14 protein-coding genes are annotated in these 12,519 nt (G+C 62.0%); 8 read left to right on the top strand and 6 right to left on the bottom strand.

Translation table 11 applies throughout. The annotated features are described in order from the left end of the window. Positions 1-270 precede the first annotated feature (270 nt). Positions 271-1,638, top strand: coding sequence for a chloride channel protein (locus AB6724_RS19050; protein WP_369340110.1), 1,368 nt, complete (start codon positions 271-273; stop codon positions 1,636-1,638). A gap of 22 nt (positions 1,639-1,660) precedes the next feature. On the opposite strand, the gene arsB is transcribed toward AB6724_RS19050, so the two are convergent. Genes arsB through AB6724_RS19030 form a run of 4 tightly spaced genes read right to left on the bottom strand, consistent with a single transcriptional unit; the run spans position 1,661 to position 4,071 of the window. Then, the gene (gene arsB / locus AB6724_RS19045; RefSeq protein WP_369340109.1) at positions 1,661-2,728 is read right to left on the bottom strand and encodes an ACR3 family arsenite efflux transporter; all 1,068 of its coding nucleotides are present in this window, start codon (positions 2,726-2,728) and stop codon (positions 1,661-1,663) included. Between the two features lie 4 nt (positions 2,729-2,732). After that, on the bottom strand, positions 2,733-3,239 hold the full coding sequence (locus tag AB6724_RS19040) for an arsenate reductase ArsC (RefSeq protein WP_369340108.1): 507 nt from the start codon (positions 3,237-3,239) through the stop codon (positions 2,733-2,735). A gap of 6 nt (positions 3,240-3,245) precedes the next feature. Next, positions 3,246-3,737 (bottom strand): ArsI/CadI family heavy metal resistance metalloenzyme, encoded by a 492-nt coding sequence (locus tag AB6724_RS19035; protein ID WP_369340107.1) that lies wholly within the window; start codon positions 3,735-3,737, stop codon positions 3,246-3,248. Positions 3,738-3,747: 10 nt separating this feature from the next. Further along, positions 3,748-4,071 carry an ArsR/SmtB family transcription factor gene (locus AB6724_RS19030; RefSeq protein WP_369340106.1) on the bottom strand — a complete coding sequence of 108 codons (324 nt, stop codon included), beginning with the start codon at positions 4,069-4,071 and terminating at the stop codon, positions 3,748-3,750. Between the two features lie 486 nt (positions 4,072-4,557). Here AB6724_RS19030 and AB6724_RS19025 point away from each other — a divergent pair, with 486 nt between their 5' ends. The 5 genes from AB6724_RS19025 to AB6724_RS19005 all read left to right on the top strand — a co-directional run bounded on the left by AB6724_RS19025 (position 4,558) and on the right by AB6724_RS19005 (position 9,382). Next, entirely contained in the window at positions 4,558-5,316 is a 759-nt protein-coding gene (locus tag AB6724_RS19025; protein WP_369340105.1) for a COG4705 family protein, read from the top strand. Between the two features lie 224 nt (positions 5,317-5,540). Next, positions 5,541-6,032, top strand: a complete 492-nt coding sequence (msrB, locus tag AB6724_RS19020; RefSeq protein WP_369340104.1) for a peptide-methionine (R)-S-oxide reductase MsrB — start codon at positions 5,541-5,543, stop codon at positions 6,030-6,032. 24 nt (positions 6,033-6,056) lie between these two features. Further along, positions 6,057-7,874: a cytochrome c biogenesis protein DipZ gene (locus tag AB6724_RS19015; protein ID WP_369340103.1), complete on the top strand. Its 1,818-nt coding sequence runs from the start codon at positions 6,057-6,059 to the stop codon at positions 7,872-7,874. Between the two features lie 5 nt (positions 7,875-7,879). Beyond that, positions 7,880-8,620, top strand: a complete 741-nt coding sequence (msrA, locus tag AB6724_RS19010; RefSeq protein WP_369340102.1) for a peptide-methionine (S)-S-oxide reductase MsrA — start codon at positions 7,880-7,882, stop codon at positions 8,618-8,620. A 426-nt stretch (positions 8,621-9,046) separates the two neighbouring features. Next, positions 9,047-9,382, top strand: coding sequence for a winged helix-turn-helix domain-containing protein (locus tag AB6724_RS19005; protein WP_369340147.1), 336 nt, complete (start codon positions 9,047-9,049; stop codon positions 9,380-9,382). 64 nt (positions 9,383-9,446) lie between these two features. Here the strand turns inward: AB6724_RS19005 and AB6724_RS19000 are convergent, their stop codons facing one another. Further along, positions 9,447-10,763: a DUF2325 domain-containing protein gene (locus AB6724_RS19000; protein ID WP_369340101.1), complete on the bottom strand. Its 1,317-nt coding sequence runs from the start codon at positions 10,761-10,763 to the stop codon at positions 9,447-9,449. A gap of 178 nt (positions 10,764-10,941) precedes the next feature. Here AB6724_RS19000 and AB6724_RS18995 point away from each other — a divergent pair, with 178 nt between their 5' ends. Next, a complete protein-coding gene (locus tag AB6724_RS18995; protein ID WP_369340100.1) occupies positions 10,942-11,394 on the top strand; it encodes a TOBE domain-containing protein in 453 nt (150 codons plus the stop codon). Positions 11,395-11,496: 102 nt separating this feature from the next. Further along, positions 11,497-11,781: a hypothetical protein gene (locus AB6724_RS18990; RefSeq protein WP_369340099.1), complete on the top strand. Its 285-nt coding sequence runs from the start codon at positions 11,497-11,499 to the stop codon at positions 11,779-11,781. 76 nt (positions 11,782-11,857) lie between these two features. On the opposite strand, the gene AB6724_RS18985 is transcribed toward AB6724_RS18990, so the two are convergent. Then, positions 11,858-12,519: diguanylate cyclase (locus AB6724_RS18985; protein ID WP_369340098.1), on the bottom strand; the 662-nt coding region annotated here is incomplete at its 5' end.

The following is a 12,519-nucleotide window of genomic DNA, read 5'->3' as shown; positions in this document are numbered from 1 at the left end:
AGCTGCGCCTGCAAACCTCTAGGGATGAATTTGCAACAGCAGGCAAAGAGGATTGCAGTCTTTCATCGAAGGCTCGGAATCACTGATTCACACCTTCATGCCTAGACGATCCGGCTGGGCCAACTTTGCTGGCGCAGCCCCCTGCCATCAGCCATTTACTTCCCGTACGATTGAACTTCTGGAAACCGCAGGACAACGGCTCTGACACATGCCTAGTCTGTCTTGGTGCGGCACGCGGCGTGAACTCAAACCTCACCGGGTGGAAACAGCATGATGGCTCTGCATTGGCGTAAGGCACTGCGCATATTGCGCGCCGGGTTTGCGAAGCTTGACCCGCCATGGCGTGACCTGGTGGTGGCAGCGGTTGTGGGCACAGCATCCGCCATTGCGGTGAGCGGATTCAAGCTAGTGCTGTTCACGCTCGAGACACTGTTCGTTGGAGCACATCAAGGCCATCTTGTGGTGGCTGCCCGTTCGCTGCCTCCGGAGCTGCGCGCAATCGCTCCGGCCGCGGGAGCGCTGACCGCCGGCATATTGCTCTGGATCGCGGCACGCGGCCACTCACCGGCACCGACTTCAAAGGCCAAAAGTGGCGACTACATCGAAGCCGTGGCCATAGGCAACGGCCATCTCGACCTGCGTGGCGGCTTGCTGAAAGTGGCTGCGTCGATGCTGGTCGTCAGCACCGGTGGAGCCGTGGGTCGAGAAGGCGCAATGGTGTTGTTGGCCGCCATGCTCGCATCGACGCTTGGACGCCTGTTGGGTCATACATCCGATCTGCGGCTGGTGGTGAGTTGTGGAGCAGCGGCAGGACTTGCCGCGGCCTACCACGCGCCTCTGGCCGGGGCGGTATTTGTCGCTGAAATCCTGCTGGGCTCACTGGCACTTGCGCAACTTGGCCCGGTCGTTGTGGCGGCGGTAGCAGCCTTCGGCATCTCGATAGCACTGGGCGAGAATGCGGTGCTGTTTTCCGTGCCGGCGATTGGAATGCCCGATGCCCCGCAGGTGATGCTGCTGCTGGCTCTGAGCCTGCTCGGCGGAGTGTGCGGCGCTGCATTGATGCGCTGGCTGCGCACTGCACGCAGCCTGTTTGAGCGCTCGAAACTGTCGCAGCCTCTGGCGTTCGCACTCGGCGGCCTGGTGGTTGGAGTGCTGTCGCTGTGGCGCCCCGAGGTCTGGGGCAACGGCTACAGCAGCATCCAGCAGCAACTCACGACTCCGGCGGAGGGCGCAATCATCGCTCTCGTCTTGCTGCTCAAGCTCATCGCGATAGGAGCCTCCACCGGATCTGGAGCGCCCGGAGGGGTGTTTACTCCCACGCTCTTCACGGGGGCCGCAGGCGGAGCCCTTGCTGCAAGCGCGATGGCGGGCCTGAGCCTGAGCACGGCGCCGGAGCCTGTGTATGCCGTCGTCGGCATGGCCGTCTTGCTGGCAGCCACAACGCACGCACCGGTCATGTCCGCCTTGATGATCTTCGAGATGACCGGCCAATACACGCTTCTCCCCCTGCTGCTGCCAGCTTGCGTGCTGGCGACACTGGTTTCGCGTCAGCTTGCGCCTTTATCGATATACGGCTTAAAGGGTCCGGGGGAGCTGGGCCAGCCGGCACCAAAGGCGGAAGGCCCGCCCTCGGCTTGAGGTCGGGTCAGAGATCTGGTCCTCATTTTTCGTACCAGGATCGCGTGTCGTTCACGACACGTACCACGAGCAGCATAACGGGCACCTCGACCAGCACGCCCACAACCGTTGCCAGGGCGGCACCGGACTGCAAGCCAAACAGGCTGATGGCAGCGGCCACGGCGAGCTCAAAGAAGTTGGAGGCCCCGATCAGCGCCGATGGGCAGGCAATGCTGTGCTTTTCTCCTACGGCACGATTGAGCCAGTAGGCCAGGGCCGAGTTAAAAAATACCTGGATCAGGATGGGCACGGCCAGCAGTGCAATCACCAGCGGTTGCTGCAGGATCGCGCCGCCCTGAAATGCGAACAGCAGCACCAAGGTTGCCAGCAGCGCCGCCATGGACCATGGGCCGATGGACGCAAGCGCCTGCTCGAAGACGGCTTGCCCCCTGGACATCAGTTTGCGGCGCAGCCATTGGGCCAGGACCACCGGCACGACGATGTAGAGCAGCACCGATACCAGCAGCGTCGCCCAAGGCACGGTGATGGCCGACAGGCCCAGCAACAGGCCGACCAGCGGCGCAAAGGCCAGGATCATGATGGCGTCGTTGAGCGCCACCTGCGACAGCGTGAACAGCGGGTCGCCACCTGTGAGGCGGCTCCACACAAACACCATGGCGGTGCAAGGCGCTGCCGCCAACAGGATCAGACCGGCGATGTAGCTGTCGATCTGTTCAGCAGGAAGCCAGGGGGCGAACACATGGCGAATGAAGATCCAGCCCAGCAAGGCCATGGAAAACGGCTTGACCAGCCAGTTCACGAACAGCGTGACCCCTATGCCCCTGATGTGCTGGCCCACCTCGCCAAGGGCAGAGAAGTCCACCTTGATCAGCATGGGGATGATCATCACCCAAATGAGCAGGCCCACCGGCAGATTGACCTGGGCGAGCTCCATCGCCCCCACGGCCTGAAACAGACCGGGAAACAGATGGCCCAGGACTATGCCAGCAACGATACACAGAAAGACCCAGAGCGTGAGGTAGCGCTCAAACACGCCCATGGCAGAACGGCGAGGGTCTGCCGAAGCCGCCACTTCGCAGGATTGATGCATGGCTTTAATGGGCGGACAGGTCGCGGGCAGTGCCTTGCAGCATGGCTTTCTGCAGCTTGTCCGCAGGCAGGCTCACCAACATTTCCAGGCGGCGACGCATCAGATGCATGGTTTGGCGGAAGGCTTCCAGCTTGGCTTCTTCCGGCCCATCGCCTTCCGATGGATCTGCGTATCCCCAATGTGCGGTGGCGGGATGGCCGGGCCAGATCGGACAAATCTCGCCTTTAGCGTTGTCGCATACGGTGATCACCAGATCCATCTGCGGTGCATCGGGCCCCGCGAACTCGTCCCAGCTCTTGCTGCGCAGCCCGCCCACCGGCACGCCCGCACGTTGCAGAACCCGCAGTCCCAAAGGATTGGGTTGCTGGTTTTCGCGCGGGCTGCTGCCGGCGGAATAGGCTTTGAAGCGACCTTGGCCCATATCGTTGAGCAGTGCTTCGGCCAGGATGCTGCGCGCTGAATTGTGGGTGCACAGAAACAGCACGTTCAAAGGCTTGGCGGCATGCGTCATGGTGATTCAGCAGCAGGGTTTGGCGGTACCGGTGGTGGGGCGCGGTCCGCAGCAGCCCGACGTGGCCTCGGGTGCCGCGATCGTCGGCGCACAGCAGGCTGATGCGTCCGAAGCTTCCGACTCCTTGAATACGGGAATGTTGCCCAGCGAGTGAAAATGCTCCCAGGCCACACCCTGAGGGTCGGTGATCCAGTGCTTGTTGCTGCGGGCATAGCAGCAGGAGGTCTCGCCCTCGTCCAACAGCGCCATATCGGCGGCTTGCGCCCTTGCCTTGAGGTCGGCCAGCTCGCTGGCCTCATCCACCTGAAATCCCAGATGATCCAGGCCGGCCTTGGCAGTGCCCCGGGTGGAGATAGCGAAATTGATGCGCGGGTCTTCAAGCATCCATTTGGCGTAGTCGCTTTCCACGCGCGTCGGCTCGGCACCGAAGAGCTTGGAATAGAAAGCGATGTTCTGGCTCAGGTCATCGACATGCATGTGGACGTGAAAGCGCTTCATGGGGAACTCCTTAGCAGTTGCAGGAAGTGGCCTCAGCGGGGCTGCAGGGCGCGCCTTGGCAGCAGTTTTCGGTGAGGTAACCGAGCAAATCATTCATAGCATCGAACGAAGCGCGATAAACCAGATTGCGCCCCTGGCGCTCCTGGCTGATCAGCTCCGCATTTGTCAGCTCCTTGAGGTGGAACGACAAGGTATTGGCCGCAATGCCGAGCTGCTCGGCCAAAGCCGTGGGCGTCAGCCCTTCCGGACCCGCCACGACCAAGGCCCGGAAGGCGCGTAGCCGGGCCTCTTGCGCCAAAGCACCAAGGGCTCGAATGACTTGGGTTTCTTTCATAATTCAATAATTCAACTTTTATTGAATTATTACCGGATTCTGTGCAAGCCACAAGTCGCTGCGTCTAAACGTCCGTTTCAGCGCGGGAGTGTGCAGGTATCTCGCCGGCTTGCTGGCGGCAATCGCCGCAGACTTCTCAACGAACCAATCACGCCGAGATGGACTTGAGCGAGCTTAAGTCTGGGCTAAGTCAGGCCAGTCAGACTGTGCGCTTGCCTTTCACCTTGACAGCAAGGCACGCCTTATCACCCCCTCAGCCTCGTCGGTGGCCGAACACGGTGATGTGCTGCGCTCGCCAGTTCCGTCCAAGCCGGACGAAACCCGGAGTTGCAGACGATCGGCATGTGCCCGACACAGCCATGACAGCTCATCGGCAGGCGCTGTGTGGCCCGTGCGCGGAATCAAACGCGTTGCCAGGCATTCATGGACCAGCTACCCCAAACTCTCGACCTGCTCCAAAGCGAGTCCAGAACCAGGAGATCCCTCGTGAAAACATCCTCTGAACTTGCTCTGGCCAAAGTGCCCGAAGTCACTCTGGGTTTCTGGCTCATCAAGATCGCGGCCACCACTCTCGGCGAAACAGGCGGTGATGCCGTCTCCATGTCCATGAACCTGGGCTATCTGATCAGCACGGCCATCTTTGCCTTGATATTCCTGGCCGCCGTTGTCGCACAGGTCAAAGCCAAAGCCTTCCACCCCTTTCTGTATTGGGCGACCATCATTGCCACCACCACGGTCGGAACCACGCTGGCCGATTTCGCGGACCGTTCGCTCGGCATCGGATACGCCGGAGGTACGGGATTGCTGCTGGCCTTGTTGCTTGGCTCGCTCTTCGTCTGGTATCGCGCCCTCGGTTCCGTGTCGGTGAGCAGCATCAATTCGCCCAGTGCAGAAGCCTTTTACTGGCTGACGATCATGTTTTCACAGACCTTGGGCACCGCTCTGGGCGACTGGATGGCCGACACCGCGGGTCTGGGCTACACGGGCGCGGCCCTCGTATTCGGCGGCTTGCTTGCCCTGGTCGTGGTGGCTTATTACTGGACGGGAGTGTCCCGGACATTGTTGTTCTGGGCCGCGTTCATCCTCACGCGTCCGCTGGGCGCCGTGGTCGGAGACTTCCTCGACAAACCGCTGAGCTCGGGTGGTTTGGCGCTGAGCCGCTATTCGGCATCGGCTGCGCTACTGACCTTCATGCTGATTGCAATCCTGCTGTTCAAGCAAAGAGCTGCCAAAACGGCACATTGAAGCAGACGCTGAGGGTATGCGGGTATTGTCGGTCGAGGATGACAACGATACGCGCAGTGATTCAGCACCCCTGAGTCTGAGCGACCACGGACGCGAGACCGGGATTCGTCCCATGCAGTAGGAGCGGTCCACGCCAGAGTTATCACAAATCTTTTAGCTTTACGTGAGGACTTAGAGATCACAGCTCCGTAATCTGGGCGCATGGAATCCAGAGAACCGATGCCATGACGACCCGACGCCAACTCATCCTGGGCGCAGCCGCTTCCGTCGCTGCGCTCTCTTCCGGAATACTCCACCGCCGCGCCAACGCAGCGGTCGAGTCCTTCGAGGTCAGCTATACCGATGCGCAGTGGAGAGCGCGGCTCAGTCCACAGCAATATGCGGTGCTGCGTCAGCAGGACACGGAGCCACCAGGCAGCAGCCCGCTCAACGCCGAGCATCGCGCGGGGACGTTTTCCTGCGCCGGCTGTGCGCTGCCGTTGTTCGCCTCTTCCACCAAGTTCGACAGCGGCACAGGCTGGCCCAGCTTCTGGAAGCCGTTGGACAACGCCGTCGCCACCCGCAAGGACCTAAGCTATGGCATGGTGCGAACCGAAGCCCACTGTCGGCGCTGTGGCGGCCACCTAGGTCATGTCTTTGACGACGGACCGCCACCGACAGGACTCCGCTACTGCATCAACGGCCTGTCGCTAAGCTTCACGCAGAAGCCAGCTTGAACTGCGAGTCACCGGGAAAAAGCCATGTTGCTGATCGTCCTTGCCTACCTGGGCGGCGTTCTGACCATTGTCAGTCCCTGCATCCTGCCGGTGCTGCCTTTCGTGTTTTCCCGCGCCGGCCAGCCGTTCATGCGCAATGGCCTGCCTCTGCTGGCAGGCATGGCGCTGACCTTCGCGGCAGTGGCGTCCCTCGCCGCAGTCGGGGGCGGCTGGGTGGTCGCAGCCAACCAGTATGGCCGCTGGCTGGCATTGGCACTCGTGGCGGTATTCGCACTGACCCTGCTCCTGCCGCATCTGTCCGAGCGGCTGACCCGCCCGCTGGTGGCGGCAGGCTCACGTTTGTCCGAGTCGGTAGCGACCGACGGCACCCCACGCATGGGCTCTTCCGTTGTGCAGGGGATCGCGACGGGGCTGCTGTGGGCGCCCTGCGCGGGCCCCATCCTCGGATTGATCCTGACCGGTGCGGCCCTTCAGGGAGCCAACGCCACCTCGACCTTGCTGCTGCTGGCGTACGCCCTGGGCGCAGCGACCTCCATGGCTGCAGCGCTGCTGCTGGGCGGCAAGGTATTCGCCGCACTCAAGCGCTCGCTGGGTGCGGGGGAATGGCTGCGGCGTGGCCTGGGGGCCGCGATGCTCGCTGGCGTGGCCGCTATCGCGCTGGGGCTGGGTACCGGCGTGCTCGCCCGGTTCTCGATCACCTCCACCGGAGGCATCGAGCAAAAGCTGATTGAGCGCTTGAACAAGCCGCTGGACGGCGAGGCCAACTTGGCCAGGTCGATACAGGAACCGGCCACGCCCCCCGCCGAAGGCCCTGCCATGTTGGCCGTCGGAGATGCGATACGCGTGGCCGGCCCGTCCGGTGAGGCCTCCGCGCTACCCGATGAAGGCATCGCACCGTCGCTGGATGGGGCAACGCAATGGCTCCAATCGCCACCGCTGACCAATCAAAGCCTGAGAGGCAAGGTGGTGCTGATCGATTTCTGGACCTACTCCTGCATCAATTGCCTGCGCACCCTTCCCTACATCAAGGCCTGGGCCGAGAAGTACCGCGACCAGGGCCTGGTCGTGGTCGGCGTGCATGCTCCGGAGTTCGCCTTCGAGCGCGACATCAACAACGTCACCAGGGCAATGAAGGACCTGGGCATCAGCTATCCCGTGGCAGTCGACAATCAGTACGCCATCTGGCGCGCCTTCAAGAACCAGTATTGGCCGGCACACTACTTCATTGATGCCACTGGACATATTCGCCACCACCACTTCGGCGAAGGGGACTACGCGGAATCGGAGCGGGTGATACAGCAGCTTCTGAAAGAAGCCGGCTCTTCCCAGACAGCCACGGGACTGACGGAAGTGGACGCCCAAGGGGTGCAACTGGCAGCCAGCATGAACGAAGTGCGCTCGCCGGAAACCTACCTGGGCTACGAACGCGCCGAGAATTTCGCCTCCACACCGAAAGCCGTGCATGACAGGTCGGCAGCCTACGTGGGACCGGAGCGCCCCGAGCTCAACACCTGGGGTCTCGTCGGTCAATGGGTGGTGGGGCCGGAAAGTGCGACCCTCTCCGCACCCAGCGGCCGCATCGTCTACCGTTTCCAGGCGCGTGACCTGCACCTGGTGCTGAGCCCTGGCCCCAAGGGAAAGCCCGTGCGATTCAAGGTCAGCATTGATGGCAAGCCTCCGGGAGATGCCCATGGCATGGACGCAGCGGCTGACGGCAGCGGAACCGTCACCGCCCAACGGCTCTACCAGCTGGTGCGCCAACCGGGCGACATCGCCGAGCACACATTCAGCATCGAATTCCTGGACGCGGGCGTCTCCGCCTATGCCTTCACCTTCGGATGAGCACCATGAACACACGCCTCACATCACTGCCCGTCGCAAGCCGACGCACCCTGCTCCAGACACTGGCCGGCGGCTCCGTGCTGCTGGGCGGCGGACTGCTTTGGCAGCGACTAGCCCTATCTGCCGAAGAAGCCGTGCGCATTCCTGCCCCCGCCCTGGACCTTCCAGCTGGCGGACAGGCGCCACAGCGCGCGATCTTCGCAGGCGGCTGCTTCTGGGGCGTCCAGGGCGTGTACCAGCATGTCAAGGGCGTACTGCGCGCAGTCTCCGGCTACAGCGGCGGCGCAGCGACCACTGCATCCTATGAGCAGGTCAGCCGCGGCAACACGGGCCATGCAGAGTCGGTCGAAGTCACTTTCGATCCGGCCCAGGTGAGCTACGGAGCGCTGCTGCAAATATTCTTCTCCGTCGTGCACGATCCCACGCAGCTCAACCGCCAGGGGCCAGACACAGGCACGCAGTACCGCTCGGCAATTTTTGCGACCAGTCCGGCCCAGCTCAAGATGGCACAGGCCTACGTCGCTCAGCTCGACGCGGCACACGTGTATCCAAAGCCCATCGTCACCCGCCTCGAAGACAGGGCAGGCTTCTACCCGGCCGAAACCTACCATCAGGATTTCATGACCGAGAACCCTGGGAACCCCTACATCGCCTTCAACGACTTGCCCAAGGTGGAAAACCTCAGACGCCTATTCCCGGACCGCTACCGCAGGGAACCGGTGCTGGTGAAGCAATCACACTCGTAGCTTCACAAGAAGCCGTGCTGCACCGCACATCGTCGATGGGCCGGAGAGGCTCGACGAATTCGCGCTTCAGCGGCTCGCGAGACGTATCGCCGCCCCGCTATCACGGTGATGCGGTTGCTCGTTTCGTGGCTGGAAACCGGCAAGCGACGGCCGATATTTCAAACTATGATCAAGCTCGCCGGCTGGCTCGGGTGCACCGCATCAGAGCGGGCCCCTGATGCCGAGTCGTTTCTGAGTCCAAACGAGCTTTAGAGAAATTGAACGGCGTCGACAATGGATGCCTTGACTGGGTGGGCCAAGGGGCCACGCTCGATGTGTTTCGAACCTCCATCAACGACTTCTGCCAGCATGCCTGACACCCCCTTGCAAGAGAACGCCCTTAGGCCAGAAACCGACACCGGCAGAGCGCCGATTCTGAAATTGCGCATGCGCGTGATGACCGGGGATGTCATCGCTATCGGCCCGGGAAAGATCGATCTTCTGGAGGCTATAGAGGCGACCAAGTCCATCTCTGGCGCTGCCAAATCCATGGGGATGTCTTACCGCCGCGCCTGGCTTCTGGTGGATGAGATCAATCGCACTCTGAGTGCACCAGCCGTGACCACGGCCACCGGAGGTGCGCGCGGCGGAGGAACGGATCTCACCGAGACTGGGCGTACGGTGGTCGCGCTGTATCGGCGCATCGAGCTGCGCGCGATGCAAGCATGTCAGGCCGATATCGACAAGCTCGTGGCTTTGGTTCAGGATGCCTGCGAGCCTTGAGCGGCCCTGCTGACGTTTCTGCCGATCTCCGCGGGTAGCTGAGTCCGCCTCATGGGCCCCGATGTCAGCTATGCCTAAGGCATAGTCGTGGGGCAGCCGTGGATCCCGTGGCTTTTTCCAAAAGCTCACGCTTGAGCGTCGCTGCAAAGCAGGCCAAGCTGGCACTGCGCAACGGCACAAAGGGAATCTGGTGCCGCTCGCTCAGGCGCTTGAGCTTCCCAACAGAATGATGGTCCACGCAGTCCACTGGAAATACCACCAGGCTCGCGCGCGGCAGCAAGCCATCCAGCAGCCCCTTGCGGTCTTCCAGGCCGCCATCATGATGGAGGAACTCCCCTCCCTGCCGGCAGACGTAGTCCCGGATCGCCGGGGTCGAACTGGGACGCCCACCGACATAGAGCACCCGACTGGCCCGCAGAAGGTCACCGCTGCGCGGCGGGGCGCCGGCGCTCCCGTCTGCCAAAGCACTGAGCTGATGTAGCTCCGCCTCTGCCGCGGCGAGTTCCTCCGACAGGAGTCGACCATGCTCCCTGAGGCGCTCCAACTGCTCTTCCATGAGGACGAGTTGTTCCCGTGCTTGCTGCGCCGCTTGCTCGGCGCACTCCCGTCGCTGGGTCTGCAAGGCCACCATTTGGGTTGCCTCGCTTGGCTCACTACGCTCGCTTCGTTCCGAGCGGTACTGTGCCGATCGACGCTCGAACTCGAGTGCCTGCTGCTGCAGTTGCTGCACCATCTGATCGCGCTCCCGGATGGCATCGCGCCGCCTCAGCTGTTCGCGATCCAGCCGCTCATGGAGCTCGGTGTTCTCCTTTTCCATAGCGACAAAGCGCTTGAGCTCGTGACGGTTGGCGGCCCCCATCAGGTGCGCAAGCATATGAACTTCGCCGAAAACCTTTTGGCATAGCTCCGCGGTAAGCGCCTTGTGCGTGAGAACAGCCCAGTAGGCGCTTGGAATATCCCCCTGTGCCCATGCCTGCTTCCAACATCCATGCAACTCGGCCTCATCCTTGGCCGAAGCGAAAGCCCGAATGGCACCTGCATGCCGCTGGTCCAGCGCTTTGTGCAGGGCCTTGGAGACATCGCCTTTCTGCCCGGCCATGCGCACGGCAGTATGGTGGACTTCCAGATCGCTCTGTCCCTTGACGTTGACATGTTTGGCCATGAGCCTGCGCAGTTCGCCGGGGCTTAGGCAATTGCCCACGATGGAGCAATGCAAAGGAGTGTCCAGCTCATGGAGTTTCAAGCGCATGCGCGGAAGATATGCCTCGTCTTCCGATGCCTCGTGCGCACAGCAGGGGGCAAGCCGCACCGGCCCCACGTTGACAGGCACTGCGGACGCGCCCATACCTTCCAAATGGCGCTTGAACGGTGGCTCCAGCATTCTCAGACCTCGCTTGATGGATACTGCATGGCATCGTAATATACGTCAAGATATAACGATGAGCGACATAACAAATCTTGTCTAACCTGAGGAATGCACAGACATATCTGCCGTCCGGCCGGTGAAATACACTGCCTTTGCTATTGAGACCTGTAGTCCGCAACGCGGCCAAAGCAAGATGTCGATTCCCCAGGAGTACAAGATGAGAACAAGTGCACGAAATCAACTGGCAGGTGTGATAACCAGCATTCGGGACGGCAGCGTCAATGATGAAATCGAGTTGCAAACGGCTTCAGGACTGCGTGTCGTGACTACCGTGACGCGAGCGAGCCGTGAGTCGATGGGCTTGAACGTCGGGACTGCGGCCACTGCACTCATCAAGGCTTCCGCCGTGATGCTGGTGACGGATGCGGAAGGCATGCGGTTTTCTGCCAGAAATCAGTTTGCGGGCGATGTAACATGCGTGCGAAAAGGAGCGGTCAACAGCGAGATCCTGCTGACCCTGCCTGGCGGCGAGCAATTGGTCGCCATCGTCACCAACGATAGTGCCGAAGGCCTGGAACTGGCCATGGGCAAGAGGGCCCTGGCCATGTTCAAAGCGGGCGCCGCCATCTTGGCAGTGTGCGCCTAGGCCTCACACGGACTCGGACTTTCGCTGCATCTTCCATATTGATGTTCAAGCCACTTGATTGCGTGTCGCACGGTTTTTTCGTAGTGCGGATGGAAGATCGATATGGGAAGTGAAAAGCTAAGCCTGGAAGAGCGTTTGCAGGTGCTGGAAGTACTGATGGAAGAGGCCCTGTGGGGGCCATACTTGGATCAGCCGGAACATCGCAAGGCCATAGCATCCGCGCTGTACACACGACTTGAAGTGGCGAAGCCTCATCGGACGTATCCGCCTGGTGTCATCGCCGCTCTGTATGACCATGCGGATGCACTCTCCGAGTTGGACAACACGCCCGATGCCCTCAGGCCCATGTTGCGCCCCTTGGTGCGACCGTCCGAGACCGCGGACTGAATCGACCCTGATTCCTAGACACCTATGAGCCGCTGTGGGCGGCCTCTAGCAAGGCGCCTCCCCCGACCGGCCTGGTTCAGCGCTCGGCACGATTGCGCCCGGCCGCCTTGGCCCGATACAAGGCGCGATCTGCGGCCTCAACCAGATCCACGGGGCTGTCCAGACCGTGCTTGCCCGGCATGCTTGCCGCTCCTATGCTTGCCGTCACGCGGCCGAAGTGGCTGGCCTCGTGGGCAATGGCAAGCCCTCGTATGCACTCCAGCAATTGCTCGGCAACGCGCATGGCCCCCTCCAGCGCGGTGCTGGGAAGAATGATGGCCAGCTCCTCTCCCCCATAGCGCACCGCGAGATCCCCTGGACGCTTGGCCGACAGCGCCAGTTGCCGCGACACGGCCTTCAGGCATTCGTCGCCGGCGATATGGCCGTATCGATCGTTGAAGCCCTTGAAATAATCCAGGTCGATGAGCAACAGCGAGAGCGGCGTCCCCTCTCGGGCGGCACGCCGGGCCTCGAGCTTCAGCGCCTCATCGAAGCGCCGCCGGTTGGCCAAGCCCGTCAACGGGTCCTGGGTGGCCAGCCGCTCCAGCTCGCGGTTGGCGGCAAGCAAACTCTCACGCGCGGCCACCAGGGAAGTCTCGGCCTGCGCACGCAGCCGGATGAGCAGGATCAGGCGCCAGCCTATGACCGTGATCGCCGCCAGCAGACTCAGCACCACGCCCACCGTCAACAGCGCCTGGC

The organism is Comamonas guangdongensis, assembly GCF_041079535.1.
GTDB lineage: Bacteria > Pseudomonadota > Gammaproteobacteria > Burkholderiales > Burkholderiaceae_C > Comamonas > Comamonas guangdongensis.
This window is presented reverse-complemented; position numbering and strand designations above follow the sequence as displayed.

Bases quoted from the DNA above. Each gene is read 5' to 3' on its own strand.
- AB6724_RS19040 (WP_369340108.1), bottom strand. From the start codon at position 3,239: ATGACGCATGCCGCCAAGCCTTTGAACGTGCTGTTTCTGTGCACCCAC.
- AB6724_RS18990 (WP_369340099.1), top strand. From the start codon at position 11,497: ATGGGAAGTGAAAAGCTAAGCCTGGAAGAGCGTTTGCAGGTGCTGGAA.
- arsB (WP_369340109.1), bottom strand. From the start codon at position 2,728: ATGCATCAATCCTGCGAAGTGGCGGCTTCGGCAGACCCTCGCCGTTCT.
- AB6724_RS19035 (WP_369340107.1), bottom strand. From the start codon at position 3,737: ATGAAGCGCTTTCACGTCCACATGCATGTCGATGACCTGAGCCAGAAC.
- AB6724_RS19050 (WP_369340110.1), top strand. From the start codon at position 271: ATGATGGCTCTGCATTGGCGTAAGGCACTGCGCATATTGCGCGCCGGG.
- AB6724_RS18995 (WP_369340100.1), top strand. From the start codon at position 10,942: ATGTCGATTCCCCAGGAGTACAAGATGAGAACAAGTGCACGAAATCAA.
- AB6724_RS19030 (WP_369340106.1), bottom strand. From the start codon at position 4,071: ATGAAAGAAACCCAAGTCATTCGAGCCCTTGGTGCTTTGGCGCAAGAG.
- AB6724_RS19015 (WP_369340103.1), top strand. From the start codon at position 6,057: ATGTTGCTGATCGTCCTTGCCTACCTGGGCGGCGTTCTGACCATTGTC.
- msrA (WP_369340102.1), top strand. From the start codon at position 7,880: ATGAACACACGCCTCACATCACTGCCCGTCGCAAGCCGACGCACCCTG.
- AB6724_RS19000 (WP_369340101.1), bottom strand. From the start codon at position 10,763: ATGCTGGAGCCACCGTTCAAGCGCCATTTGGAAGGTATGGGCGCGTCC.
- AB6724_RS19005 (WP_369340147.1), top strand. From the start codon at position 9,047: ATGCGCGTGATGACCGGGGATGTCATCGCTATCGGCCCGGGAAAGATC.
- msrB (WP_369340104.1), top strand. From the start codon at position 5,541: ATGACGACCCGACGCCAACTCATCCTGGGCGCAGCCGCTTCCGTCGCT.